This window comes from Agrococcus sp. Marseille-Q4369 (assembly GCF_018308945.1).
In the GTDB taxonomy this organism is placed as follows: domain Bacteria; phylum Actinomycetota; class Actinomycetes; order Actinomycetales; family Microbacteriaceae; genus Agrococcus.
Genome location: NZ_CP070501.1, coordinates 1,179,828 through 1,202,488, shown reverse-complemented (window position 1 = coordinate 1,202,488; position 22,661 = coordinate 1,179,828). Strand labels below are relative to the sequence as shown.

The 22,661-nt window shown below is 73.0% G+C and carries 24 protein-coding genes and 1 tRNA gene; 15 read left to right on the top strand and 10 right to left on the bottom strand.

Annotation, left to right across the window (positions count from 1 at the left end; translation table 11 throughout):
- Window position 1 precedes the first annotated feature (1 nt).
- Complete coding sequence (locus tag JSQ78_RS06035) at window positions 2-2,215, top strand: heavy metal translocating P-type ATPase (RefSeq protein WP_211450215.1); 2,214 nt, start codon at window positions 2-4, stop codon at window positions 2,213-2,215.
- Window positions 2,216-2,238: 23 nt separating this feature from the next.
- Window positions 2,239-2,559: a metal-sensitive transcriptional regulator gene (locus tag JSQ78_RS06030; RefSeq protein ID WP_021009501.1), complete on the top strand. Its 321-nt coding sequence runs from the start codon at window positions 2,239-2,241 to the stop codon at window positions 2,557-2,559.
- Between the two features lie 190 nt (window positions 2,560-2,749).
- Here JSQ78_RS06030 and JSQ78_RS06025 read toward each other — a convergent pair whose 3' ends face one another.
- Entirely contained in the window at window positions 2,750-2,947 is a 198-nt protein-coding gene (locus JSQ78_RS06025) for a hypothetical protein (protein ID WP_211450214.1), read from the bottom strand.
- A 126-nt stretch (window positions 2,948-3,073) separates the two neighbouring features.
- Here JSQ78_RS06025 and JSQ78_RS06020 point away from each other — a divergent pair, with 126 nt between their 5' ends.
- The 4 genes from JSQ78_RS06020 to JSQ78_RS06005 all read left to right on the top strand — a co-directional run bounded on the left by JSQ78_RS06020 (window position 3,074) and on the right by JSQ78_RS06005 (window position 8,252).
- Window positions 3,074-3,364, top strand: coding sequence for a DUF4287 domain-containing protein (locus JSQ78_RS06020; RefSeq protein ID WP_211450212.1), 291 nt, complete (start codon window positions 3,074-3,076; stop codon window positions 3,362-3,364).
- Between the two features lie 110 nt (window positions 3,365-3,474).
- Window positions 3,475-4,539, top strand: coding sequence for a lipid II:glycine glycyltransferase FemX (locus tag JSQ78_RS06015; protein WP_211450210.1), 1,065 nt, complete (start codon window positions 3,475-3,477; stop codon window positions 4,537-4,539).
- Window positions 4,540-4,605: 66 nt separating this feature from the next.
- On the top strand, window positions 4,606-7,557 hold the full coding sequence (locus JSQ78_RS06010) for a hypothetical protein (RefSeq protein WP_211450208.1): 2,952 nt from the start codon (window positions 4,606-4,608) through the stop codon (window positions 7,555-7,557).
- The gene (locus tag JSQ78_RS06005; protein WP_211450206.1) at window positions 7,554-8,252 is read left to right on the top strand and encodes an ABC transporter ATP-binding protein; all 699 of its coding nucleotides are present in this window, start codon (window positions 7,554-7,556) and stop codon (window positions 8,250-8,252) included. Before JSQ78_RS06010 ends, JSQ78_RS06005 begins: the two co-directional genes overlap by 4 nt.
- 15 nt (window positions 8,253-8,267) lie before the next feature.
- Here the strand turns inward: JSQ78_RS06005 and JSQ78_RS06000 are convergent, their stop codons facing one another.
- Window positions 8,268-9,119, bottom strand: a complete 852-nt coding sequence (locus tag JSQ78_RS06000; protein WP_249296002.1) for a M23 family metallopeptidase — start codon at window positions 9,117-9,119, stop codon at window positions 8,268-8,270.
- A 257-nt stretch (window positions 9,120-9,376) separates the two neighbouring features.
- Between JSQ78_RS06000 and JSQ78_RS05995 the strand changes: the two genes are divergently transcribed.
- Both JSQ78_RS05995 and JSQ78_RS05990 read left to right on the top strand, forming a co-directional pair.
- Window positions 9,377-13,123 (top strand): AAA family ATPase, encoded by a 3,747-nt coding sequence (locus JSQ78_RS05995; RefSeq protein WP_211450203.1) that lies wholly within the window; start codon window positions 9,377-9,379, stop codon window positions 13,121-13,123.
- Window positions 13,120-13,368, top strand: a complete 249-nt coding sequence (locus JSQ78_RS05990) for a hypothetical protein (RefSeq protein ID WP_211450201.1) — start codon at window positions 13,120-13,122, stop codon at window positions 13,366-13,368. The genes JSQ78_RS05995 and JSQ78_RS05990 overlap by 4 nt, the downstream gene beginning before the upstream one ends.
- A gap of 59 nt (window positions 13,369-13,427) precedes the next feature.
- Here JSQ78_RS05990 and mscL read toward each other — a convergent pair whose 3' ends face one another.
- From mscL to JSQ78_RS05975, 3 genes are read right to left on the bottom strand one after another with little or no spacing between them, the layout of a single operon-like run.
- On the bottom strand, window positions 13,428-13,817 hold the full coding sequence (mscL, locus tag JSQ78_RS05985; protein WP_211450199.1) for a large conductance mechanosensitive channel protein MscL: 390 nt from the start codon (window positions 13,815-13,817) through the stop codon (window positions 13,428-13,430).
- 29 nt (window positions 13,818-13,846) lie between these two features.
- Window positions 13,847-14,143 carry an FmdB family zinc ribbon protein gene (locus JSQ78_RS05980; RefSeq protein ID WP_211450197.1) on the bottom strand — a complete coding sequence of 99 codons (297 nt, stop codon included), beginning with the start codon at window positions 14,141-14,143 and terminating at the stop codon, window positions 13,847-13,849.
- Between the two features lie 3 nt (window positions 14,144-14,146).
- A complete protein-coding gene (locus JSQ78_RS05975; RefSeq protein WP_211450190.1) occupies window positions 14,147-14,749 on the bottom strand; it encodes a 5-formyltetrahydrofolate cyclo-ligase in 603 nt (200 codons plus the stop codon).
- Window positions 14,750-14,802: 53 nt separating this feature from the next.
- Here JSQ78_RS05975 and JSQ78_RS05970 point away from each other — a divergent pair, with 53 nt between their 5' ends.
- Window positions 14,803-16,443: an LLM class flavin-dependent oxidoreductase gene (locus JSQ78_RS05970; protein WP_349305137.1), complete on the top strand. Its 1,641-nt coding sequence runs from the start codon at window positions 14,803-14,805 to the stop codon at window positions 16,441-16,443.
- Entirely contained in the window at window positions 16,350-17,081 is a 732-nt protein-coding gene (locus JSQ78_RS14065) for a BBE domain-containing protein (protein ID WP_349305136.1), read from the top strand. The genes JSQ78_RS05970 and JSQ78_RS14065 overlap by 94 nt, the downstream gene beginning before the upstream one ends.
- Before the next feature lie 31 nt (window positions 17,082-17,112).
- On the opposite strand, the gene JSQ78_RS05965 is transcribed toward JSQ78_RS14065, so the two are convergent.
- Complete coding sequence (locus JSQ78_RS05965) at window positions 17,113-17,508, bottom strand: type II toxin-antitoxin system VapC family toxin (protein ID WP_211450188.1); 396 nt, start codon at window positions 17,506-17,508, stop codon at window positions 17,113-17,115.
- The gene (locus tag JSQ78_RS05960; protein WP_211450186.1) at window positions 17,499-17,717 is read right to left on the bottom strand and encodes a type II toxin-antitoxin system Phd/YefM family antitoxin; all 219 of its coding nucleotides are present in this window, start codon (window positions 17,715-17,717) and stop codon (window positions 17,499-17,501) included. The genes JSQ78_RS05965 and JSQ78_RS05960 overlap by 10 nt, the downstream gene beginning before the upstream one ends.
- A 93-nt stretch (window positions 17,718-17,810) precedes the next feature.
- On the opposite strand from JSQ78_RS05960, the gene JSQ78_RS05955 reads away from it, so the two are divergent.
- Both JSQ78_RS05955 and JSQ78_RS05950 read left to right on the top strand, forming a co-directional pair.
- Window positions 17,811-18,470: a GNAT family N-acetyltransferase gene (locus tag JSQ78_RS05955; protein WP_211450184.1), complete on the top strand. Its 660-nt coding sequence runs from the start codon at window positions 17,811-17,813 to the stop codon at window positions 18,468-18,470.
- A gap of 75 nt (window positions 18,471-18,545) precedes the next feature.
- Window positions 18,546-19,703 (top strand): hypothetical protein, encoded by a 1,158-nt coding sequence (locus tag JSQ78_RS05950; RefSeq protein WP_211450182.1) that lies wholly within the window; start codon window positions 18,546-18,548, stop codon window positions 19,701-19,703.
- A gap of 17 nt (window positions 19,704-19,720) precedes the next feature.
- Here JSQ78_RS05950 and JSQ78_RS05945 read toward each other — a convergent pair whose 3' ends face one another.
- Complete coding sequence (locus JSQ78_RS05945) at window positions 19,721-20,200, bottom strand: hypothetical protein (RefSeq protein ID WP_211450180.1); 480 nt, start codon at window positions 20,198-20,200, stop codon at window positions 19,721-19,723.
- A gap of 128 nt (window positions 20,201-20,328) precedes the next feature.
- On the opposite strand from JSQ78_RS05945, the gene JSQ78_RS05940 reads away from it, so the two are divergent.
- The 3 genes from JSQ78_RS05940 (at window position 20,329) to JSQ78_RS05930 (ending at window position 20,995) form a co-directional block, all read left to right on the top strand.
- A tRNA-Ala gene (locus tag JSQ78_RS05940) sits at window positions 20,329-20,401 on the top strand.
- A gap of 64 nt (window positions 20,402-20,465) precedes the next feature.
- The gene (locus JSQ78_RS05935; RefSeq protein WP_211450178.1) at window positions 20,466-20,690 is read left to right on the top strand and encodes a KTSC domain-containing protein; all 225 of its coding nucleotides are present in this window, start codon (window positions 20,466-20,468) and stop codon (window positions 20,688-20,690) included.
- 92 nt (window positions 20,691-20,782) lie between these two features.
- Window positions 20,783-20,995, top strand: a complete 213-nt coding sequence (locus JSQ78_RS05930; protein WP_211450177.1) for a hypervirulence associated TUDOR domain-containing protein — start codon at window positions 20,783-20,785, stop codon at window positions 20,993-20,995.
- Between the two features lie 191 nt (window positions 20,996-21,186).
- On the opposite strand, the gene JSQ78_RS14110 is transcribed toward JSQ78_RS05930, so the two are convergent.
- A complete protein-coding gene (locus JSQ78_RS14110; RefSeq protein WP_502756141.1) occupies window positions 21,187-21,339 on the bottom strand; it encodes a hypothetical protein in 153 nt (50 codons plus the stop codon).
- A gap of 237 nt (window positions 21,340-21,576) precedes the next feature.
- Window positions 21,577-22,635: a cytochrome d ubiquinol oxidase subunit II gene (gene cydB / locus JSQ78_RS05925; protein WP_211450175.1), complete on the bottom strand. Its 1,059-nt coding sequence runs from the start codon at window positions 22,633-22,635 to the stop codon at window positions 21,577-21,579.
- Between the last annotated feature and the right edge of the window lie 26 nt (window positions 22,636-22,661).

The following is a 22,661-nucleotide window of genomic DNA, read 5'->3' as shown; positions in this document are numbered from 1 at the left end:
CATGACCCACCCGCACGCGCATCAAGGCCACCCGACGGATCCCTCGGAGGGCACCGCGCACCCCAAGCATCAGTCCCATGGTGCGCACGATCGGATGGGTGGGCACGCGTCGGCAGCGACCGACGGTGCTGTGGTCCGCGAGGCTCACGGCGACGAGTCGCACGCCGGCCACGGTGGCCACGAGCGGCACAGCGGGCACGAGCAGCACCGCGGCCACGGTGATCATGGCGATCACGGTGATCACGTCGGGCAGTTCCGCCGGCTGTTCTGGATCATGCTCGCCCTGGCGATCCCGACCGTGGCGCTCTCTGGGATGTTCGCCATCGTGCTCGGCTACGAGCTGCCGGACGTCTCCTGGCTCGCGTGGGTCTCCCCGGTGCTCGGCACGGTGATGTACGTGTGGGGCGGCAAGCCGTTCCTCGTCGGTGCGCTGAGCGAGATCCGCGCGCGCAAGCCGGGGATGATGCTGCTGATCGGGCTCGCGATCACGGTGGCGTTCGTCGCTTCCTGGGGCGCGAGCCTCGGCGTGCTGCACCACGAGCTCGACTTCTGGTGGGAGCTCGCGCTGCTGATCGTCATCATGCTGCTGGGGCACTGGATCGAGATGCGCTCCCTAGCGCAGACCACTTCCGCTCTCGACTCGCTCGCCGCCCTGCTGCCGGACGAGGCGCACCGCGTCGACGGCGACAGCGTCGTCGTGGTGTCCCCCTCCGAGCTCGTCGTCGGCGACGTCGTCGTGGTCCGCCCGGGCGGCAGCGTGCCGGCCGACGGCAAGATCGTCGATGGCCGAGCCGCCATGGACGAGTCGATGGTCACCGGAGAGTCCCGCACCGTCACTCGCGCGGTCGGCGATCCGGTCACCGCGGGTACGGTCGCCACGGATTCAGGCATCCGCGTCGAGGTGACCGCGACCGGCGACGACACCGCGCTCGCAGGCATCCAGCGCCTCGTCACGGAGGCGCAGAACTCCACCTCCCGCGCGCAGCGCCTCGCGGACACCGCTGCGGGTTGGCTGTTCTGGTTCGCGATCGCAGCGGCAGCGATCACGGCGTTCGTCTGGTCGGTCGTGGGGCTCCCGGATGCGGCCGTGATCCGCACCATCACCGTGCTCGTCATCGCCTGCCCCCACGCGCTCGGCCTCGCCATCCCGCTGGTGGTCTCGATCGCGACGGAGCGAGCGGCGCGAGGCGGCGTGCTCGTGAAGGACCGCCTCTCGCTCGAGAGCATGCGGATGGTCGACACCGTGCTGTTCGACAAGACCGGCACCCTCACGAAGGGCGAGCCGACGGTCACCGAGGTCGCCGTCGTCGATGGACAGGACGCGGATCGCGTGCTCGCGCTCGCGGCGGCCGCGGAGTCCGACAGCGAGCACCCGCTGGCCAAGGCCATCGTCGGAGCCGCCGCCACGAAAGAGCTCGCGGTGCCGCGCAGCAGCGACTTCTCCTCCTCCGCGGCAGTGGGCGTCACCGCGAGGGTCGACGGGACGACCGTCCGCGTCGGCGGTCCCTACATGCTCGCCGAGGAATCCGCGAGCGAGCTCGGCATCGCCGACGAGTGGCGCACCCAGGGGGCGATCATCCTGCACGTCGTCCAGGACGGCGCGGTCATCGGTGCGCTGCGGCTCGCGGATGAGATCCGCTCGGAATCCCGACAGGCCATCGACGCGCTGCACGCGCTCGGCGCCCAGGTGGTCATGATCACGGGCGACGCCGAGGCGGTCGCGCAATCGGTGGCGCAAGAGCTCGGCATCGACCGGGTCTTCGCGGGTGTGCGCCCGGAGGACAAGGCGGCGAAGGTGCAGGAGCTGCAGCACGAGGGGCGGAAGGTGGCGATGGTCGGTGACGGTGTGAACGACGCTCCGGCACTCGCGCAGGCCGACGTCGGACTCGCGATCGGCGCCGGCACCGATGTCGCGATCGCGTCAGCCGGTGTGATCCTGGCCAGCGATGATCCGCGCTCCGTGCTCTCCGTGATCGAGCTGTCGCGCGCCGCGTACCGGAAGATGAAGCAGAACCTCTGGTGGGCGGCGGGCTACAACCTCATCTCCGTTCCGCTCGCGGCGGGCGTGCTCGCCCCCATCGGATTCGTGCTGCCCATGTCAGTGGGCGCCATCCTGATGTCGCTCTCCACGATCATCGTCGCGCTCAACGCGCAGCTCCTGCGCCGCCTGGACCTGCGGCCCGAGTCCACTGCGCGCGCAGTGCTCCAGCGATGAGCACGACAGAGCGAGAGGCGAACATGAAGGAACCCGGTCAGGGCCTCTCGCAGTGCGACGAGGGAGAGCACGGCTACATCACCGACAAGGATCGATACCTCGCTCGGCTCAGGCGGATCGAGGGGCAGGCTCGAGGCATCCACCGGATGGTCGACGAGGAGCGGTACTGCATCGACATCCTCACGCAGATCTCCGCCCTGACGGGCGCCCTGGAGAACGTCGCCGTGGGGCTGCTCGAGGATCATCTCCGGCACTGCATCGCCGATGCCGCTCGCTCGGGTGGCGACGTGGCCGACGAGAAGATCAGAGAGGCATCGCAGGCCATCCAGCGGCTCGTCCGCTGACCATTGCCCGGCAGGTCGTGTGCAAGGCCCGCAATCGCGGCGACCAGACCATGGGACCACCGGGCGCGGTGCGGTCGCGACTCGGGTGCCCACCGCATCCGCTTCCATCGACCCGAGAGCGGGCGGATGCGCATGTCGGCGACCGAATGTCCGCCCGCGAAGGCGCGGCCGTCGACGGCCGCGCGCCGCATCAAGCCGAGCGGCGCGTGTCGCGAGCGTCTCGCCGGGTGTGCAGCATCGCCTCGACCTCGGCGCAGAGCTGCTGGTGGAGCTCGGCGATCGGGCCGGATCGCGGTCGAGGTCCCAGGTGCTGGGGCTCCTCGAGCAGGCTGCGCAGTCGCACGCCCTCGTCTCCAGCGCCGCCCTCCATGCCCTGCGCGATCGTCATGGAGCCCAGCGAGCGCGGCCCGCTCGCGGTGCGGTGCGCGCGGTCCTTGAGGTACAACGATGTTGCCCTTGAGCGCGCAGCGAGACGGGGCGTGACGCGCGGGCCTGCGGCGTGCAGAATGCCGGCATGTCCTTCCAGGCGTACCTCGACGCGATCGAGGACAAGACCGGCCTCACGCCCCGCGAGCTCGTCGAGCTCGCGAAGGAGCGCGGCTTCGACGCCCCCGACGTCAAGGCGGGCCAGATCCTCGAGTGGCTGCAGGCCGATTACGGCCTCGGCCGCGGGCACGGGATGGCGCTCGTGCACGTCATCAAGAAGGGCCCGCAGATCGACGCGAAGCACGTCGGCTCCACCGGCTCGCACCGCGACGAGAGCGACGTGCTCTGGCTCGACGGCAAGGCGACGAAGCCCGCGTGAGCCGGGCGCCCGCGCTCGGCGCGGGTACCATCGAGGGCGGTGCGAGCGCGCCGGGGCCATCCGCCCGAGCGCCCCACCGCATCCGCCCCCATCGACCCGAGAGCGAGCGCATGAGCATCTCCGCGACCGAGCCCACGCCCGCGAAGGCCACCGACGGGGTCGCGTGGGACGCGCAGGTGCTCGAGGGGCAGCCGCGCGCGCACTACATGCAGTCGGATGCGTGGGCGCGCACCCGTGAGGAGAGCCCCTGGAGGGCGCTGCGCGACGTCGTGACGGTGCCGACGACGGGCGGCGGCACGCGCGAGCTGCCGATCCAGCTGTTCGAGCGCTCCGCGCCGCTCGCCGGTCGCATCCTCTTCCTCCCGCGCGTGAGCGGCATCGACGCCGCCGCGGTCGACGCGATCACGGCGCGCGCGAAGGCCTACCCGAAGCGCTGGTTCGGCCTCAAGATGGAGACCTTCCAGACCGAGGATCCCGAGCTCATCGCCGCCTTCGAGCGCAACGGCTGGGTGCGCGCCGCCTCGAGCCAGTACCAGCACGCGGTCGCGGTCGACCTGTCGGGCTCGCTCGACGAGGTCGCCGCGCGCTTCAAGAAGCGCGCCCGCAACAGCTACCGCGCGGCCGAGAACAAGTTCGGCGTCACCGTGCGCAAGACCGAGATGACCGCCGAGAACGAGGCGGAGATGCACCGCCTCATCGGCGAGACGAAGGAGCGCTCGGGCGGCTACTTCCGCCACCCCGAGTACTTCCAGCGCATCTGGGACGTCTACAAGACCGTCGGGCAGGGCCACTTCTACGTCGCCGAGTACGAGGGCGAGGTGCAGTCGATGGCGTTCGTCATCCGCTTCGGCGACACCGCCTGGTACAAGGACGCGGGCTCGATCCGCGAGAACGCGAAGATCTTCGCGCCCTACCTCATGCAGTGGAAGATCATGCAGGACCTCCACGCGCAGGGCGTGACGCTCTACGAGCTCGCGAACATCCCCGACCCGGCGGAGTGGGAGACGAGCGACATCCGCGGGCTCTACACGTTCAAGACCGCGTGGGCGCCCGAGCCCGTCAAGTACATGCCCACCTTCGAGCTGCCGCTGAACGGCCGCTACAAGCTCTGGCACAAGGCGGGCCGCTGGCTGCGCGCCGTCTACACGCGCCGGACGGGCGACGCGTGGTTCTGAGCGTCGCTCGATAACGTTTCGGTCACGCCGCGCGCGGCGGGGTGACGCGCGTGTGAGGATGCAGGCGTGCCGCCGACGACGACGCCCGGCGCCCTGCGCCGGGTGCTGCGCTCCCGCCTCACTACCGCATCCACCGCGCTCCTCGCGCTGAGCCTGCTCGCGAGCGCGGGCACCGGCGCGGGTGCCTCGGCACAGCTGCAGCACACGCTCGACGCCAATTGGCGCGGCCTCTACGACCTGCTCGTCACCGCGCCCGGCACCGAGGCGGAGCTCGACGGGCTCATCGCCCCGACCGCGCTCGCCTCGCTCGGCTCGCGCATGACGCTCCGCAATCTGGATGCGGTGCGCGCCGTCGACGGGGTCGCGGTCGCGGCGCCCTTGGGCACGATGGTCGTCGCGGGCGGCGGCTCCACCTCGCGGCTGCAGTTCGCGGTGCCGCTCGACGCGTCGAAGGTCGAACCCGACCCGCAGAGCTACAGGGTGACGCTCACGTACACGTCTCACGACGGGATCGGCGAGCGCATCGTCAACCGCGAGGTGCTCGGCGTCGTCGTCGACGACGCCGATCTGCCGCTCGAGCGCGAGCTCACCGCGGCCGAGCTCGCCGAGCGCGGCCAGACGAGCTGCAACATCAACGGCATCGACTTCGCGCTCGACCATCCGGCGTCGGCGGTCTGCCGCACCGAGCAGCGGCAGCCCATCGGCGTGTCGATGTCGAACGGCTCGGGGATGTCGGGCGCCGAGATCGTCGACGGCTTCGCCGTCGGCTACATCGACGGGCAGCCGGCGACGCCCCCGACCGCGCTGCTGATCGACCCGGTCGCCGAGCAGGCGCTCCTCGGCGAGAGCGGCGCGTTCCTCGCCCCGCTCGTCGCCCTCGCGGGCACCGAGCAGACGGACGAGTCGCTGCTCGCCCTCGCCGAGACCGCACCCACCCGGCGGCTCGAGCACTTGCGCGCCGTGCACGAGCAGTGGGAGCGGGCGCTCGCCGAGCACGAAGCAGAGAACGAGCTCGTGCGGCGGGCGCTCGAGGAGGCAGGGGCGGGCGCGACGATGGGCGAGGTCGAGCCGCAGCCGGTCGTGCCGGTGCTCGTCTCGCCGCAGCGCCCTGGCTCGCTCACGCTCACGGTGACGGTCGAGGGTGGCTTCCCCGCACCGACGACCGAGTTCGGCTGGACGACCGTCACGCCCGAGGTCTTCGGCGATGCGCCCGGCACGCTCGTGCACGAGGCGAGCGCCGACGTGTCGCTGCTGCTCGATCCCGTGAGCGACGGCAGCGGCATCGTGCTGCCCCTGCTCGGCGACGGCCCCGTGCCGGACTTCACCTCGATCGGCTACCCGCCGAGCCCGCAGCTCCATCCCATGGGCGTGGCGATCCCTGAGTCGCTGCCGTTCACGGAGCGCGGGGACGGGATCGCGCTGACGGCGGAGGAATACCTCCGGGTGCGGCAGGACTGGCACGACCACGATCCCACCCGCGACCCGTTCCGTCCTGCCGACAACGGCACCGTGCCGGGCGCCGAGGCCATGTACCGGCTGCTCGACGATCAGGTCACCGGCGGCATGACCGCGATGCTGCCGACGCTCGTCCCGATCGACGACTTCGACGCATCCGCCATCGCCGTCGACGACTCGTCGCTCGGCTACGCGCCGCTCGGCTCGTTCGACACCGTCGACACGACGCTCGTCGCGGACGGCGATGGCGCTGCCCTCGAGCCGGTCGAGCTCGCGCCGTCGGTCACCGGCTTCGGGTTCGCGAGCGCCGTGCCCACGATCGTCGCCGATGTCGCGAACGCGCCGCGGCTGCGCGTCACCGATCCGATCTCGTCGATCCGCGTGAAGGTCGAGGGCGTCGACGGGGGCTACAGCCCAGAGAACGTCGCGCGCGTCACCGCCGTCGCGCAGTCGCTCGTCGACGCCGGCTTCACGGTGACCATGGCGGCCGGCTCATCCAGGCAGGACGTGGGCGTCTTCCTCGACGGCTACGCCTTCGGCGTGACGGATGCGTCGGCGACGCAAACCGTCGGACCGCTCGGCACGGTGCGGCAGCAGTGGCCCTCGCTCGGCGCCGCCCAGCGGGTCGAGGGCGCCGTCGCCGGCGCGACGACCGGTGTGCTCGCGCTCGCGGTGGGCGCGGCGACGCTGCTGTTCGGGGTCGTGCAGTTCGCCGGCATCGCGCCCCGGCGTCGGGACGCTGCGCTCCTGTCGCGCCTCGGCTGGCGCCGCTCGCGGGTGCTGCGGCGCTTCGCCGCCGAGGACGCCCTCGTGCTCGGCGTGCTCGCAGTCGCCGCGTCGGGCGCGATCGCCCTCATGGCGACGCAGACGGTCGGCCGCGTGCACGAGTCGACGCCGATGATCGTCGGGGCCGCGGTGCTCACGGCCCTCGTGCTCGCGGCCGCGGCGCTGACCGCCTCCGTGCCGCGGTCGCGAGTGGTGTCGGCGGCGCCACGGGCGCTCCGAGGTGGGCGCCACGCAGCCGCACCGCGGGCGCGTCTGCTCGCGCGATCCACGGTCGGCTTCGGCATCGGCCAGGCGAGCCTGCACCCCGGGCACGCGATCACCGTGGCTCTCGCGATCGCGCTCATCGGCCTCGCGACGGCCGGCGCCTGGCTCGTCGTCGAGCAGGGCATCGCCGCTGCCGGGGCGACCCTGCTCGCGAACGCCGCCACGCTGCAGTCGATCGGCGTGCAGGCGCTCCTGGCCGCGATCGGCGTCGTCTCCGGCGTCGTGCTCGTGGTGCTCGCCCGCCGCCTCGACGCGCGCGTGCGCGCCGGGCAGTGGCGGGCGCTCGGCGCGATGGGCTGGAGCAGCCGCCGCATCTGGGCGGCGCGAGCGGTCGAGCTCGTCACCGTCGCGGTGCCGGCGATCGCGATCGCGGCCGCGCTCGGCTGGTTCGGCGCCGCGCTCGTCGACGGGGCCGAGCCGCGGACGGTCACCCTCATCGCGGGCGGCGCCGCCGCGGCCGCGCTCCTGCTGCTGCTCGCGCTGCAGCGCACCGCATCGAAGGGACGCGCATGACCACCACCGAGGTCTTCGAGGCGCCCGAGCTCGTGGAGCCGACGCCGCCGGTGCTCGCGCTCGCAGGCGTCACCATCAGCTACCGCGTCTCGAGCGACCGCACCGTGACGGTTGCCGAGGACTACGACCTCGAGCTCGAGCCGGGCGGCTTCCACTGCCTCGCCGGCCGTTCGGGTTCGGGCAAGACGAGCCTGCTCCGGGTCGCCGCCGGGCTCGCGACGCCGTCCGCGGGCAGCGTGCGCTGGGCCGGCGACCCTCTCGCCGCACTCTCGCCTGCCGAGCTCGCTGACCGCCGCAACACCTTCCTCGGCTACCTCGACCAGGGCGGCGAGCTGCTGCCGGGCCTCACGGCCCTCGAGAACGTCCTGCTGCCGGCCGTGCCCACCCGCTCTGCCAAGCGCCTCGTGCCGCGCGCAGTCGAGCTGCTCGAGCACGTCGGGGTCGACCACCGCATGCAGCACACTCCGGATCGGCTCTCCGGCGGCGAGCGGCAGCGGGTCGCGCTCGCCCGCGCGCTCCTGATGTCACCGGCGGTCGTGGTCGCCGACGAGCCGACCGCGAGCCTCGACCGGGAGAGCGCCGACGTCGTCATCGCGCTGCTCGCGGGGCTCGCGGATCACGGGGTCGCGGTGCTCGTCGCCGCGCATGACCCGCAGCTGATCGCCGCGGCCGGGACGGTCACCCGGCTCGATTGAGCCTGTGCGAGGTCGCTAGTAGCTGGTCTCGAGGTCCATCTGGCGCGTCTGCAGCCACAGCACCGGGTCGAACGACACGTAGTCGCTGTTCTTCAGCTCGAGGTGCAGGTGCGGGCCGGTCGAGCGGCCGCTGCTGCCGAGCTGCCCGATCACCGTCGTGGCGTCGACCACCTGGCCCACCTCGACCGCGATCGAGCCGGGCAGCATGTGCCCGTACCAGGACTGCACGAACTGCCCGTCGACGTTGTGGTCGATGAAGACCGAGTAGCCGCCGCCGCCCGGGTTGTCGCCGTGGAACACCTCGGAGACGACGCCCTCGGCGATCGGCCGGATGTCCTCCCCGGCCGGGAGCGGCACGTCGGTGCCGCCGTGGAAGCCGCCGGTGCGGTAGCCGAACCCGCTCGAGAGCGGCAGCTGCGCGACGCTCGGGAACCGGGTCTGGGTGTAGCCGGTCTCGAGCATGCTCCAGACGCGCGGGAAGGCGGGGGTGCCGCCGTAGGACCAGCCGGCCGGCTCGGCGTCGGCGACCGCCTGCAGCTCGGCGAGCCGCTCGGGCGACATGCCTGCCGCGCCGGTCTCGGCGGGCACGCGCTCGGCCTTGCGGGCGGCGGAGACGTCCTCTCGCGCGAGGATGCTCGTCGGCTCGGCCGACACCGGCTCGAGCGCTTGCGCGCTCAGCTGCGCGTGGGCGGCGGCGTCGAGGTCGCCCTGCGCCGGCACGGCCGCGGCGGGCAGCGCCGACGTGACGAACAGGGCGCCGGTGAGCAGCAGCGATGCGCCCGCGCTGATCCTCCGCGCGAGGCGGACCGCCGTTCCGGGGGCCGGCTCGCCGAGGCGCGTCGATCGGGTGCGGGCGGGGTGCTGCATCACGCGGAGCGTCATCCTTCGGGGTCGAGACCAGGGGCGCGGGCGGCCCTCCGCTCGAGCGCGCGAAGGTCCGAGCGCTCCCGGGCGATCCCGGGCGGAGGTGCGCTCGCGGCACGTCGAAGCATCAATCATAACGATCTGATAACGATGTGACAAGGGTTCCCCCGCTCGCTCGTGGCGGGCGCGCGGCGGCGCGATTCTGCGGTTCGCCGCAGTGTCACCCGGGCGGGTGCGGACCCCGCGGCTATCGTGACTGCGTGCGCGAAGACGAGATCGAGATCCGGGGCGACGAGCCCGTCGACGCCGCGACGCCGGAGCCGGCCGACGAGCCGGCGACCGGCCCCGACCGCTCGCTGACGGGCGAGGCGCCCGTCGCCGCGCCCGAGCCCGTCGTCAGCCGTCGCGATGGCGAGTGGGCCGGGTGGGCAGATGCGCTGCGGCGCGTGGGCGGGCGGAGCCCGCTGACCGACTTCATCGACACGACCGCGACGCGCATCGAGCTCTCCGCGACGCATCCGGGCGGCCTCGCACAGTTCATCACCGGGCGCCCGACGGCGCTCTCGAGCCTCATCCGCGACGACCTCGCGCTCCGCGCCGCCCGCTCGGCCGCCGCCGCGATCGCCTCGAAGGGCATCGAGCTCGCCGCCGCCCGCTCGATCGACGCCGTGCACCTCGGCATCGGCATGGCGCGCTTCCCGCACGCCACTGCCGATGGGCAGAGCCGCGAGGTCTACGGGCCGGTGCTGCTGCGCCCGCTCATCGTGCGCCGGCGCGGCCGCGACTTCGAGCTGCAGCTGCTCGGCCAGCCCTTCGTCAACCCGCGGCTCGCGAGCATCCTGCGCGGCCACCACGGTGTGCAGCTCGACGAGCGCCGCCTCATCGAGCTCGGCTCGGGCGAGGGCACCTTCACCCCCAACGCGGTGCTCGACGCCGTGCGGCAGGCAGCCGCCCACGTCCCGGGCTTCACCGTCGAGGCGCGGCTGCTCGCTTCGACCTTCGCCGACGTCGGCGAGCCGATGGCCGTCGACCTGCAGCAGGCGCCGCACGACGTGCTCGACGCCGTGCGTGGCGACGAGCAGGCCCGCTGGCGCGTGCGCGAGGGCCGCAGCGGCATCGACGAGACGCCGCAGGACCAGCGCGACCCCGAGGTCGACCGGCTCGTGCTCGACGCCGACCACGAGCAGGACGCCGTGATCGCCGAGGCCGCCGCCGGCAACTCGATCGTCGTCGAGGCGCTGCCCGGCACGGGCCTCACGCAGACCGTCGTCAACGTGCTCGCCGCGCTCGTGAGCGACGACAAGCGCGTGCTCGTCGTGAGCCCCCGCCGCGCGACGCTCCGCGACATCGCCGACCGGCTCGCGAGCACGAAGCTCGAGGCGCTCGCGGTCTCGGAGGCGACGCTGCGCCGCGACCTCATCGCCGCGATACGCCGCATCGAGCAGTCGCAGCGGCCCGAGACGGCCGAGATCGACGAGGCGATGCTGCGCTTGCGGAAGGTGCTGCTCGACTACCGCGCCGCGCTCCGCCGCGTCGATCCGCAGCTGCAGGTGAGCGTGCTCGACGCGCTCAAGGAGCTCTCGCGGCTCGCGATGCTCCCGACACCGCCCTCGACGCGCGCGCGGCTGAGCGAGCAGGCGACCCGCACGCTCGCGACCGACCGGCCGCGCGTGGCGGCGACGATGCGGAAGGCCGCGGCCCTCGGCCAGTTCAAGTACGGGCCGAGCGACACGCCGTGGTACGGGGCGTCCTTCCAGACCTCGAGCGACGCATCCGCGGCCCTCGCCGACGCGCAGGCGCTCGCCGGCACCGCCGGCGACGGCGAGCTCGCGGCCCTCGTCGCGAGCGCCCGCAAGGTGATCGGCGACACGAAGCTGCGGCCCGCGGCGACGCTCGCCGAGCTCGCGATCCAGGTCGCGCTGCTCACCGACGTGCGCGCGACGCTCGACGTCATGACTCCGTCGATCTACGACCGCCCGCTCGGCGAGCTCATCGCGGCGACCGGCCCGCGGCGCGAGGCCATCCAGTCGCTCGGCGGCATGCAGCGGCGCAGGCTCAAGAAGCTCGCCGAGGAGTACGTGCGGCCCGGCGCGCACGTGCCCGACCTGCACGACGTGCTCATCGCCGCGCAGCAGCAGCGGCGGCTCTGGGCGAAGTTCGCGCCCGACGGCTCGATCCCCACGGTGCCGGCGGGCCTCGGCGCGCTCGACGCGACGCTCCGCGAGGTCGAGGGCAAGCTCGCGCGGCTCGACGCGGCGCTCAGCCCCGAGACCAAGAGCGTCGACCTGCCGCTGCCCGACCTCGAGCAGCGCATCGCCGAGCTCGCCGCCCCGAGCGACGCGCTGCAGAACATCACCGAGCGCGCCGAGCTCATGACGGGCATCGAGCGGCTCGGGCTCGACGCGCTGCTCGCCGACTTCGCCGACCGGCACGTCGCCGACGACCAGGTCGAGCACGAGCTCGACCTCGCGTGGTGGCAGTCGGCGCTGCAGTCGATGATCGCGAAGGAGCGGGCGCTCCTGCGCGGCAACACCGACGTGCTGCGGCGGCTCGAGCAGGACTTCGCGCTCGTCGACGAGGCGCACGTCGACGCCTCGAGCGCCCGGCTCGCGCACCAGATCGCGCGCGGCTGGCGGCTCGCGGTCGACGACCACGCGGACGAGGCGGATGCGCTGCGTCGCCTCATCAAGGCGGGCCCGGTCGACGCCGACGAGCTGCAGCGGCTCGCGCCGCACCTCACCCGCTCGGTCGCGCCCGTATGGCTCTCGTCGCCCTACGACCTGCACCGGGTGCCCAAGCGCATCCCCTTCGACGCCGTGGTGATCGCCGATGCGGGCGCGATCACGATCGCCGAGGCGGCAGGCGCGATCAGCCGCGCACGGCAGGTGATCGCGGTCGGCGACTCGGTGACGCAGACGCCGTCCCCGTTCGACGTCGGCATCTCGACGCTCGGCGTGCGACCGAGCGAGGAGCTCGCGACCCCCGACGAGCTCCACGCCGAGTCGGCGCTGTCACGGCTCGGCGCCGTGCTGCCGATGCTGCGCCTCACCCGCTCGTACCGCACGGGCGGCGCCGACCTCGTGACGGCCGTGAACGAGCGCTTCTACGAGAGCCGCATCGAGGCGCTGCCGTGGGCCGGCGCCTACCTCGGGCACCGCTCGCTCACCACCTCGATCGTGCACGGCGCGCACGGCTTGCCGCAGCAGGGCGCGGCGACGGTCGAGAGCCCCGACGGCGAGGTCGACCGCGTCGTGCAGCTCGTCACGCAGCACGCGCGCTCGCGGCCGCAGGAGTCGCTCATGGTCGTGACGGCGAACGAGCGGCACGCCGTGCGGGTGCAGCAGGCCGTGATGGCGGCGCTCGCGGGCTCGAGCCAGCTGACCGACTTCGTCGTCGCCGACCGCGAAGAGCAGTTCGTCATCGTCGACATCACGCACGCGGCAGCGCTCAGCCGCGACCGGGTCATCTTCTCGGTCGGCTACGGGCACACGAAGCACGGCCGCAACGTCGACTTCGGCACGCTCGGCCAGCCGGGCGGCGAGCGGCTGCTCGCGGTCGCGATGACGCGCGCGCGGAAGGCGCTGCAGATCGTCACCGCCTTCGACGCCGCCGAGCTCGACCCCGACCGGCTCGACCACGGCGCGGCGATGCTGCGCGAGATCCTGCTCGACGCGGCCGCCGAGGCGCCGCGGAAGTCGTTCTTCGGCGGCGATCCGCTCATGATCGACCTCGCGACGCGGCTGCGCCGCCGCGGGCTGCGCGCCGACGTCTCCTACGACGGCCAGCTGCCGCTCGTGGTCGCGAACGGCGGCGTGTGCGCGGCGATCGAGGCCGACCACGACGACGGCGATCGCACGCTGCGCGAGGCGCTGCGCCTGCGACCCGAGATCCTCCGCCGCTTCGGCTGGCACACGATGCGCGTGCACGCCTTCGAGCTCTTCACCGATCCCGAGGGCGTCGCCGACCGCATCGCCGAGCTCGTCGGGGCGGATGCGTCGCGGTCGTGACCGCCGACGGCCCGACCGCTGACGGCCCGGAGCGGGAAGCCGAGCCGGCAGAGCGCGCCGAGGCGACGCCCGCGGCGCCTGCCGAGCGCGCGGAGCCCGCGCGCCTGGTCATCCGCAAGCGCGGCCGGCGCGTGACGACCGAGCCGGTGCCGGGCTGGACGGGGGAGCCGGAGCCCGAGCGGCAGCAGTCCTCGAGCGAGAACGACGCGCGGCTCAAGGGCGACGTCCCCCCGCACTGGGGCTGACGCATCCGGGGACGACGCAGGGCGGCCCCGTCGGGGACCGCCCTGGTCGACTCGCCGGGTCAGGTGCGCGGCGGGCCTGCCTGCTGCGCGCGCAGCAGCTCGCGGATGTCGTGCAGGATCTCGACGTCGGTCTCGACCGGCTCGTCGGGCGTGATGCCCTTGCGACGGTCCATGCGCTCCTTGAGCTTGGCCATCGGCAGGATGAGCACGAAGTAGACGATCGCCGCGATGATGACGAAGTTGATGATCGCCGCGATGAGCAGGCCGATCTTGAACGGGCCGATCGTCGCGTCGGCGATCGCGTCGGCGTTGAACGCCTGGGCGAGCAGCGGCGTGATGATCGCCTCGGTGAATGCTGCGACGATCGCGGTGAACGCGGTGCCGATGACGACCGCGACCGCGAGCTCGACGACGTTGCCCTGCAGCAGGAACTTCTTGAAGCCCTCCAAGGGGTCCTCCTCTTCGTGAGTGGCGGCGCTCAGGCAGCGGTGCCCGCACCGCTCGAGCCGCTGGACGCGGTGCTCGATGCCGTCGAGCCTGACGCACTCTTGCTGGATGCGCCAGTCGCGGCGGGTGCGGGGGAGGTCGACGAGCCCGTCGAGCGCGAGTCGGTGCGGTAGAAGCCGGGGCCGTTGAAGGTCACGCCGATCGAGCCGTACTGCTTCCGCAGCGCGCCGCCGCACCGCTCGCAGACGGTGAGGGCGGGCTCGTCGAAGCTCTGGCGTGCGTCGAAGGCGTGGCCGCAAGCGGCACAGGCGTAGGCGTAGACGGGCAAGGCTCAGCTCCTCGAAGTGGTGAATATCCCGGACTGCGTGACCACGCCGTCGACAGGTTGGTCGTACGCCGCGTGGGGAACGCTGTCGAAGAGCTCCTCATCGTGCACGACCGCATAGACCGGGGGACATTCTGCCATGGCGGCGATGGTCTTGTCGAAGAATCCGCGCCCGCCGCCGAGCCGCGAGCCGTCGCGACCCACCGCCGTCGCGGGGATGAGCATGAGGTCGATCGACTCCACGGCGGTCGGCGGGAGCGACTGCGACGTCGGCTCGGGGATGCCGAGGGTCGCCTCCACCGTCTCGGTCCCGTCGTGCTCGGCCCAGTCGAGCAGCCCGTCGGCGCGGATCACCGGCAGCAGCACGCGCACGCCCGCGCTCGCCGCCCACTGCAGGAACTCGCGGGTGTCGGGCTCTTGCGGCAGTGACAGGTAGGCGGAGATCGTGCGGGCGCCGAGCTGCTCGGTGAGGCGCTGCAGGTTGGCCGTCAGGCCGGGGGAGCGCTCGGCGGCGAAGTCCTCGCCGCGCTCGGCCCGCTCGGTGCGGAGCCGGCGGCGCAGCGCGCGCTTGGCGTCCTCGACCGCGGTCTCGTCATCGTGCTCGCTCATGCCGGTGAATCTAGCGCGGGATGCTTCCAGGCCCACTCCGAGTTGCACCCTGCATGGACTACGGCCACGAGATCGAGTTCGGCGTCTTCATCACGCCGACGAACGCCCCCGCCGAGCAGCCCGTGCGGCTCGCGCAGCTCGCGGAGCAGCTCGGCTACGACCTCGCGACGTTCCAGGACCATCCGTACCAGCCGGCGTTCCTCGACACGTGGACGCTGCTGTCGTACCTCGGTGCCGCGACCGAGCGCATCCGCCTCGCCCCGAACGTCGCGAACCTGCCGCTGCGGCAGCCGGCGGTGCTCGCCCGCAGCGCCGCGAGCCTCGACCTGCTCACCGGCGGTCGCTTCGAGCTCGGCCTGGGCTCCGGCGGCTTCTGGGACGCGATCGCCGCGATGGGCGGCGAGAGGCTCACGCCCGGGCAGGGCGTCGACGCGCTCGCGGAGGCGATCGCGATCATCCGCGGCATCTGGGACACGACCGAGCGGGGCGGCCTCCGCATCGACGGCGAGCACCACCGCGTCGCGGGCGCGAAGCGCGGGCCGCGGCCCGCGCACCGGCTGCCGATCCACATCGGCGCCTACAAGCCGCGCATGCTGCGCCTCACCGGCAGGCTCGGTGATGGCTGGCTGCCGAGCCTCGGCTACCTGCAGCCCGGCGATCTCGCGCGCGGCAACGCCACGATCGACGCGGCGGCTGAGAAGGCGGGCCGCGACCCGCGCGAGATCAAGCGGCTGCTCAACATCGGCGGTGCGTTCCGCGACGTGGCCGGCAGCCCGCTGCAGGGCCCGCCCTCGCAGTGGGTGCGCGAGCTCACCGACCTCGCGCTCGAGGACGGCATGAGCACCTTCATCGTCATGGCCGACGACCCGGCGCTCATGCAGCGATTCATCGAGGAGGTCGCGCCCGCGGTGCGCGCGGCGGTCGCCGCCGAGCGCCGCGAGCGCGGCACCGAGCCGGCCGGCTCGCTCCCGGCGGCGGCGCTGCGGCTGCGTTCCGAGGCGCTCGACTACGCGTCGATCCCCGCGAGCCTCACGGCGACGGCGGTCGAGCCGGGCTCGTGGGAGTACCCCGAGCTGCAGAACACCTACCTCCGCGGCGGTGCGCCGGGCGTCGTGCTGCGCCCGACGAGCCCCGCGCAGGTCGCGGAGGCCCTTGCCTGGGCGCGCGAGCAGGGCGCGGGCGAGCGCGTGCCGCTCAGCATCCGCTCGGCCGGGCACGGCATCTCGGGCCGCTCGACGAACGACGGCGGCATCGTGATCGAGCTGAGCGCGCTCGACCGCATCGACGTCGTGGATGCGTCGCGTCGCCTCGTGCGCATCGGCGCGGGCGCGACGTGGGGCCGGGTCGCGACGGTGCTCGACGAGCACGGCTGGGCGATCTCCTCGGGCGACTACGGCGGGGTCGGGGTCGGCGGGCTCGCGACCGCGGGCGGCGTCGGCTTCCTCGGCCGCGAGCACGGCCTCACGATCGACCACATCGAGGCCGTCGAGGTCGTGCTCGCCGACGGCAGCCTCGTGCGCGCGTCCCGCGACGAGCACCCCGAGCTCTACTGGGGGATGCGCGGGCGGGCGGGAACCTCGGCGTCGCGGTCGCCTTCGAGATGGTCGCGCAGCCGGTCGGCGAGATCGGCTTCGCCCAGCTCGCCTTCGACGCGAGCGAGACGGCCGACTTCCTCGAGCGCTTCGGCGCGGTGACGGAGGCGAGCGACCGGATCGTGACGCCGTTCCTGCTGCTCGGCGGCGACCGGCCCCGGCAGCCGCGCATCGCGCAGGCGATGATCGCGGTCGACGCATCCGACCCCGAGTCGATCGTCGGCCACCTGCAGCCCTTCGCCGCGATCGCGCCGCTCGTCGGCCAGCAGGTCGTGCGGTCGAGCTACGCGGGCGTCATCGACAACGCCCCCGTCGGCGCGCACCGGGGGCAGGGGGAGCCGACGACACGCTCGGCGCTCATCGGCTCGATCACGCCGGAGGTCGCGCGAGCGCTCGCGCGCTTCCTCGAAGCCGGCGCGCACTACTTCTTCCAGATCCGCGCGATGGGCGGCGCGATCGCCGACGTGCCGGCGGATGCCACGGCGTTCGCGCACCGCGACGCGAAGTTCTCGGTCATCGCCTTCGGGGCGGACCGCACGCGCCTCGACGCCGCATGGGACACGCTCGTCGCACCCCACGCAACCGGGCTCTACCTCTCGTTCGAGACGGATCAGCGCCCGGGACGGCTCGAGGATGCGTTCCCGCCCGCGACGCTCGCGCGCTTGCGGGCGCTCAAGGCCGAGGTCGACCCCGAGAACCTCTTCCGCGACAACTTCAGCGTGCTCCCGGTCATCGCGTAGGCCAGCAGGGCCGCATCGAGATGCTCGGCGCTCACCACCCGCGCGTCCGCAGCTCGGGCACGGCGCGGAACGCCGGGTCGACGGTGACGAGCTCGAGCCACTCGACGAGAGCCTGCGCTGCCAGCAGGCGGTCGAACGGATCGCGGTGCTCCCACTCGAGGCGCCCCGCGACGAGCGCGTGCTCCGACGTGATCGCCAGGGCGGCGAGTCCTGCGGAGCGCAGCTCGTCGTCCCACCGGTCGAGCAGCGCGCTCGCGTCGAGCTTGCCGATCCGCTGCTTCGTCGCGATCTCGAACGCGCTCGCCGACGAGACGAGGATCGTCTCCTCCTGCTCCGCGAGCTCGGTGCGCAGCGGCTCGGGCACGCGTCCGGGCGTGCTCACGAGCCACAGCAGCACATGCGTGTCGAGGAGTCGCCTCACTCCCATGCGGTGAGCGCATCCTCGGGCAGCGGGTCGTCGAAGTCGTCCGGGACGTCGAGCGCGACTCGCCCGAAGGCGCGCGCCGCCGGTCGCACGGGCACCAGGCGCACTCGGGGCGTGCCGGCGTTCGCGATGATGACGTCCTCGCCGCGCTCGGCGCGCGCGACGAGCGCTGACAGGTGCGTCTTGGCCTCGTGCATGTTGACCGTCGCCATGCGACCACCTCCGTGGTTAGCCTATCCGCTTGGTCAACCCGCGCCGCCGTCGATCGAGCGCCGATCCGCCCGCGCCGGTCTAGGCTCGGTCTCGTGTTCGACAGCGCGCCCCGCCTCTCGCACGGGCCGGTGACCGTGCGCGGCATCCGCTTGCGCGACGCGAAGGCCCTCGAGGGCGAGCTCATCGCCAATCGCCCGTGGCTCGAGCGCTGGGAGGCGACGCTCCCGGGCTCGCGGCCGAGCGGCCGCTTCGACACGAAGTCGTCGATCCGCTCGCTGCTCGAATCCGACCGCGAGGGCACGGGGCTCGCCTTCGCGATCGAGGTCGACGGCGAGTTCGCCGGGCAGCTGAACGTCGCGAACATCTCGGGCGGCGCGCTCTCCTCCTCGACCCTCGGCTACTGGGTCGCGCGCCGCTTCGCGGGCCGCGGCGCGACGACCATCGCGGTCGCGCTCGTCACCGACCACCTCATGCTCGGCCTCGGCCTGCACCGCGTCGAGGTGTGCATCCGGCCCGAGAACCTCGCGAGCCTCCGCGTGGTCGAGAAGCTCGGCTTCCGCTACGAGGGCTGCCGTCGCCGCTACATCCACATCGACGGCGACTGGCGCGACCACTTGTGCTTCGCGCTCGTGCGCGAGGAGCTCGCCGAGCCCGTGCTGCAGCGCTTCCTCGCCGGCCGAGTGCCGCCGTTCGACCGCTCGGTGTATCCGGTCGAGGTCGGCGGCGACCCGCGCGCCGACCGCTCCGCGTAGATCCGCGCGCGACGCGTCGCGAACCGCCGCGCGACCTCCCCGGTCTTGCGGTCGCGGAAAGATACCGTGCTGGCCATGCCAGAGTTCGCAGGTCTCGGGACGTCACTCGTCCTCATCGTCGCCGTCGTGCTCTGGGTCGCCTACCTCGTGCCCGTGTGGACGCGGAAGCGCGAGTACCTCGCGACCGAGCGCAACGCCATCCGGCTGCAGCAGACGCTCCGCATCATGGCGGAGTCGCAGGAGGCGCCCGAGGAGGTGCGGCTCGAGGTCGACGCCCGCACCGTCGCGGTGCAGCAGAAGGCCGTCGCCAAGGAGCAGCGGCTCAAGCAGGCGCTCGAGCACGCGAAGGCCGTCGCTCGCGCCCGCGAGCTCGACGAGCAGATCAAGGCGGTCGAGCGCGAGGTGCGCGCGGCCGTGAAGTCGTCGATGTCGCGCACCCAGCGCCTGCGCCGCACGCGCCTCGCGTGCTTCGCGCTCGTGCTCGTCGCGCTGCTCGGCGTCGTCGCCGGCGCCCTGCTGCCCGGCATGCAGGTGCTCGTCGCGGTCGGGGCCGTGGTCGCGGTGCTCGGCGTGGTCGGGCTCGTGGCGGTCAACGCGTCGGCGCAGCGGATGCGTCGGGTCGCGGCGTCGACGGCGCCCCAGGTGCGCACGGTCGTCGAGGCGCGCAAGGTGGCCGCCGAGGCGGTCGCGGCGGAGGAGCGGATGGCCGAGCAGGTCGTCGCGCGCCAGTCGGGGCGCATCGCGCGGCTCGCGACCGCCGAGGTGCTCGAGTCGCGCTCGTGGTCGCCGCAGCCCGTGCCCGAGCAGCGCGTGCGCGTCGAGTACAAGGCGAGCGACGACCTGCTGCAGCGCGCTCGCGAGCAGCTCGCCGCCGACCGTCGCGCCCTCTCGGGCCCGGTCGCGCGCGTCACCAGGCTCGAGCCGAGCTTCGAGGAGATCGTCACGGGCGAGATCGCGCAGACGGAGACCGAGCGCCGGCTCGCGCCGACGCAGCCCGCGGTGCCGATCCGCGAGCTGCCGGTGCAGGAGGCGGTCGCGCAGGCCGAGGCGCTCGACGTCGTGCGCGCCGAGCTGCCGCTCGAGACGCAGCAGGACGAGCACCCCATCCGCCGCGAGCAGCCCGTCCGCCGGGCACCCGCGACGAGCGGGTCGCGCTTCGCCTCGATGGGCCTCATCGACGACGACCTCGCGGGCGTCGACGTGCACGCGGCGTTCGCGCGCCGCGTGGGCTGACGCGAGAGGTCTGTCGCTCAGGCCTGCACGAGCTGCACGCGTGCGGCGCCGGGCCGGCGCGCGGCGACGTGGCGCGGCACGGTCGACGAGAGCAGCAGCCCGGCGAGCAGCAGCACGAGCGCGGTGAGCGAGCCCGTCCAGGGCGGCTCTCCGGTCGACGTCGCCCGGAGGCCGAGCAGCGTCGACTCGACCGCGGGGTTCGCGGCGATCGTGAGCAGCACGAGCACGGGCACGGCGGCGATCGTGCCCGCCGTCCAGTGGGTCGCGACCGCCCGGAAGGCGGCGTAGAGCGCGACGATCAGGGCGAACGGCCAGAGCCCGCCGATCCATCCCGTGGGGCCCGCGTCGCCGATCGCCGCGCACGCGGGTGCGCTCTCACCGGTGGCCGGGAGGCCGACGCCGGCGCAGGGCTGCCACGCGAGGAGCACGATCGCGGCGAGCGCGAGCCCGCTCACGATCGCGACGGTGCTGACGACGAAAGGGATCGCTCGGTCCATGGCCTCATGCAACAGTGTTCGGTAACACCGGTCGACAATGGTGCGCTCAGCGTTTCCCGAGGACGAGCCGGGCCGCGCTCGGCTCGATTTCGTCGAGCGGCCCAGCGTCCTATACGCTGTTCCAGTCCGGGCCCGTGGCGCAGTTGGTAGCGCGTCTCGTTCGCAATGAGAAGGTCGGGGGTTCGATTCCCCCCGGGTCCACATCCTGGAGAGCCCCGCTTCGGCGGGGCTTTCCGCGTCCCGCGGGGCGGTGCAGGATGGCGTGGTGGAGCGAGCGCCGGTGACGAGCAGCGTGCTGCGCTCGATCGGCTACGACAAGGGCTCGAGCACGCTCGAGGTCGAGTTCGAGGACGGCGACGTCTACCGCTACTTCCTCGTGCCAGCGCGCGTCTACACCGGGCTCATGGCGGCGGCGCAAGCGGGCGAGAGCGTCGGCCGCTACTTCAACGAGCACGTCAAAGCTCCTGGCTTTCCCTTCGAGCAGCGCTGAGTCGCCCGCCGTCTCATGGCGCACGGCCGGCACGCGCAGCAGTGCGCGCGTACTGACGGCGCCCTCCCAGCCGCGCGGAGCACCATGGCGGCATGAGCGACTTCGAGGTCGGCGACCACGTCAGCTGGAACTCCGAGGCGGGCCGCGTGCGCGGCACGATCACGAAGGTGCACAAGCGCGACTTCGAGTTCATGGGGCGCACGCGGCGCGCGTCGAGCGACGAGCCGCAGTACGAGATCAAGAGCGACAAGACCGACCACCTGGCGGCGCACAAGGGCTCAGCGCTGCGCAAGCTGAAGAGCTGACCGAGGCGTCGCAGGCCTGACGCGGCGGCTCGTGCTGGCTGCTGCGGCTCTTGCTGCTAGGCGGAGCGGACCCCTTCTCGGCAGCGGGACCCGAGATATCGGGTCCGGCTACCGAGAACACGTCCGTGTAGCGAGGCGGGTCAGGCGCGGCGCGGCGCGGCGAGCGCGACGACCGCGGAGCTCCCGGCGCCTCAGCGCAACCGGAGCAGACCCCCGCTCCGTGCGACCAAGTCTGAGTACTGGCGCGCACGCGCGCTGACCTGGGATGCGCCGATAGCCTTGCCGTCTCGCCGCGAGGAGAGGCCGCGCGCGTGGACCGCGTCCGCGATCTCACGACTGCTCATCGGGCGTCCATCCGCCGCCAGCACGAGCCGCATCGCTTCGTGGAGCGTTATCGCCTCCGAAGTGGACAGGATGGATCACCTCCGGCGTCGATCATCGTCGCGCTGATCTTGAGACGCAATGTGTCGGCTCGAATCAACGGCCGCGCTCACGGCAGAGTGCCGACACTCTGCGGTCTGGACGCTTCAGAACAGCAAAGTGCTGGCACTTTGCGGCACGGCCGCCGGGTGGAGGGGCGGCTACGCCGTCGGCGACGCCTGGTCGCGGTCCCGCAGGATCGCCGGCAGCACGATGTGCGCGTCGGGGATCATGCCGGGCGTCACGCGGCGCCGGAACACCCAGTAGCTCCACGCCTGGTAGCCGAGGATGATCGGCAGGCTCACCGCGGTGATGACCGTCATGACGCCGAGCGTGTACGGGCTGCTCGACGCGTTCATGAGCGTCAGGTCGAACGCCGGGTCGATCGTCGAGGGCAGCACCTTCGGGAAGACGCCCGCGAAGATCGCCGCGACCCCGAAGAGCCCGAACGCCGCGTAGCCCGTGAACGCGAGTCCCTCGCGCCGCGCCCGCGCCTGCACCCAGCCGCACGCGCCGCCGACCACCGCGAGCAGCACGAGCGCCCACGAGAGCGGGTTGCCGCCATGCTCGAGCTGCACCCAGACGGCCCAGATCGCCGCGGGCACGAGGCACACGGGTGACCACCGCTCGGCGAACACGGCCGCGCGCGACCGCACCGACCCATCCGCCTTGAGCGCCAGGAACGTCGAGCCGTGCGCGAGCGAGAAGCCCACGACCGCGAGGCCGCCGACGATCGCCGGCCAGCCGAACCACACGAACGGCCCGCCGACGCGGTCGCCGTTGCCGTCGATCGGCAGCCCGAGCGTCGTGAGCGCGAGCATCGCGCCGACGCAGAAGGCGGCGATGAGCGAGCCGATGCCGATGCCGGCCGTCCACGCCGAGCGCCACCGCTGCGTGTGCACCTTGCCGCGCCACTCGATCGACACGGCGCGCAGGATGAGCCCGACGAGCGCGAGCGTGAGCGGCACGTAGAGCGTCGAGAAGAGGGATGCGTACCACTCCGGGAAGGCGGCGAACGTGCCGGCGCCGGCGGTGATGAGCCACACCTCGTTGCCGTCCCACACGGGCCCGATGGTGTTGAGCATGACGCGGCGCTCGCGCTCGTCGCGCGAGGCGAACAGCATGCGCATGCCGACGCCGAGATCGAAGCCCTCGAGCAGCAGGTAGCCGATCCAGAGCACGGCGATGAGCACGAACCAGGTGATGGTGAGCGGTTCCATGGCGGATGCCTCCAGTGCGGTCGGGC

Excerpts from the sequence above, each read along its gene's own strand:
- JSQ78_RS06035 (WP_211450215.1), top strand. The coding sequence starts at position 2 with ATGACCCACCCGCACGCGCATCAAGGCCACCCGACGGATCCCTCGGAG.
- JSQ78_RS06030 (WP_021009501.1), top strand. The coding sequence starts at position 2,239 with ATGAAGGAACCCGGTCAGGGCCTCTCGCAGTGCGACGAGGGAGAGCAC.
- JSQ78_RS06025 (WP_211450214.1), bottom strand. The coding sequence starts at position 2,947 with ATGACGATCGCGCAGGGCATGGAGGGCGGCGCTGGAGACGAGGGCGTG.
- JSQ78_RS06020 (WP_211450212.1), top strand. The coding sequence starts at position 3,074 with ATGTCCTTCCAGGCGTACCTCGACGCGATCGAGGACAAGACCGGCCTC.
- JSQ78_RS06015 (WP_211450210.1), top strand. The coding sequence starts at position 3,475 with ATGAGCATCTCCGCGACCGAGCCCACGCCCGCGAAGGCCACCGACGGG.
- JSQ78_RS06005 (WP_211450206.1), top strand. The coding sequence starts at position 7,554 with ATGACCACCACCGAGGTCTTCGAGGCGCCCGAGCTCGTGGAGCCGACG.
- JSQ78_RS06000 (WP_249296002.1), bottom strand. The coding sequence starts at position 9,119 with ATGCAGCACCCCGCCCGCACCCGATCGACGCGCCTCGGCGAGCCGGCC.
- JSQ78_RS05975 (WP_211450190.1), bottom strand. The coding sequence starts at position 14,749 with ATGAGCGAGCACGATGACGAGACCGCGGTCGAGGACGCCAAGCGCGCG.
- JSQ78_RS05970 (WP_349305137.1), top strand. The coding sequence starts at position 14,803 with ATGGACTACGGCCACGAGATCGAGTTCGGCGTCTTCATCACGCCGACG.
- JSQ78_RS14065 (WP_349305136.1), top strand. The coding sequence starts at position 16,350 with ATGGTCGCGCAGCCGGTCGGCGAGATCGGCTTCGCCCAGCTCGCCTTC.
- JSQ78_RS05965 (WP_211450188.1), bottom strand. The coding sequence starts at position 17,508 with ATGGGAGTGAGGCGACTCCTCGACACGCATGTGCTGCTGTGGCTCGTG.
- JSQ78_RS05960 (WP_211450186.1), bottom strand. The coding sequence starts at position 17,717 with ATGGCGACGGTCAACATGCACGAGGCCAAGACGCACCTGTCAGCGCTC.
- JSQ78_RS05950 (WP_211450182.1), top strand. The coding sequence starts at position 18,546 with ATGCCAGAGTTCGCAGGTCTCGGGACGTCACTCGTCCTCATCGTCGCC.
- JSQ78_RS05945 (WP_211450180.1), bottom strand. The coding sequence starts at position 20,200 with ATGGACCGAGCGATCCCTTTCGTCGTCAGCACCGTCGCGATCGTGAGC.
- JSQ78_RS05930 (WP_211450177.1), top strand. The coding sequence starts at position 20,783 with ATGAGCGACTTCGAGGTCGGCGACCACGTCAGCTGGAACTCCGAGGCG.
- JSQ78_RS14110 (WP_502756141.1), bottom strand. The coding sequence starts at position 21,339 with ATGAGCAGTCGTGAGATCGCGGACGCGGTCCACGCGCGCGGCCTCTCC.
- cydB (WP_211450175.1), bottom strand. The coding sequence starts at position 22,635 with ATGGAACCGCTCACCATCACCTGGTTCGTGCTCATCGCCGTGCTCTGG.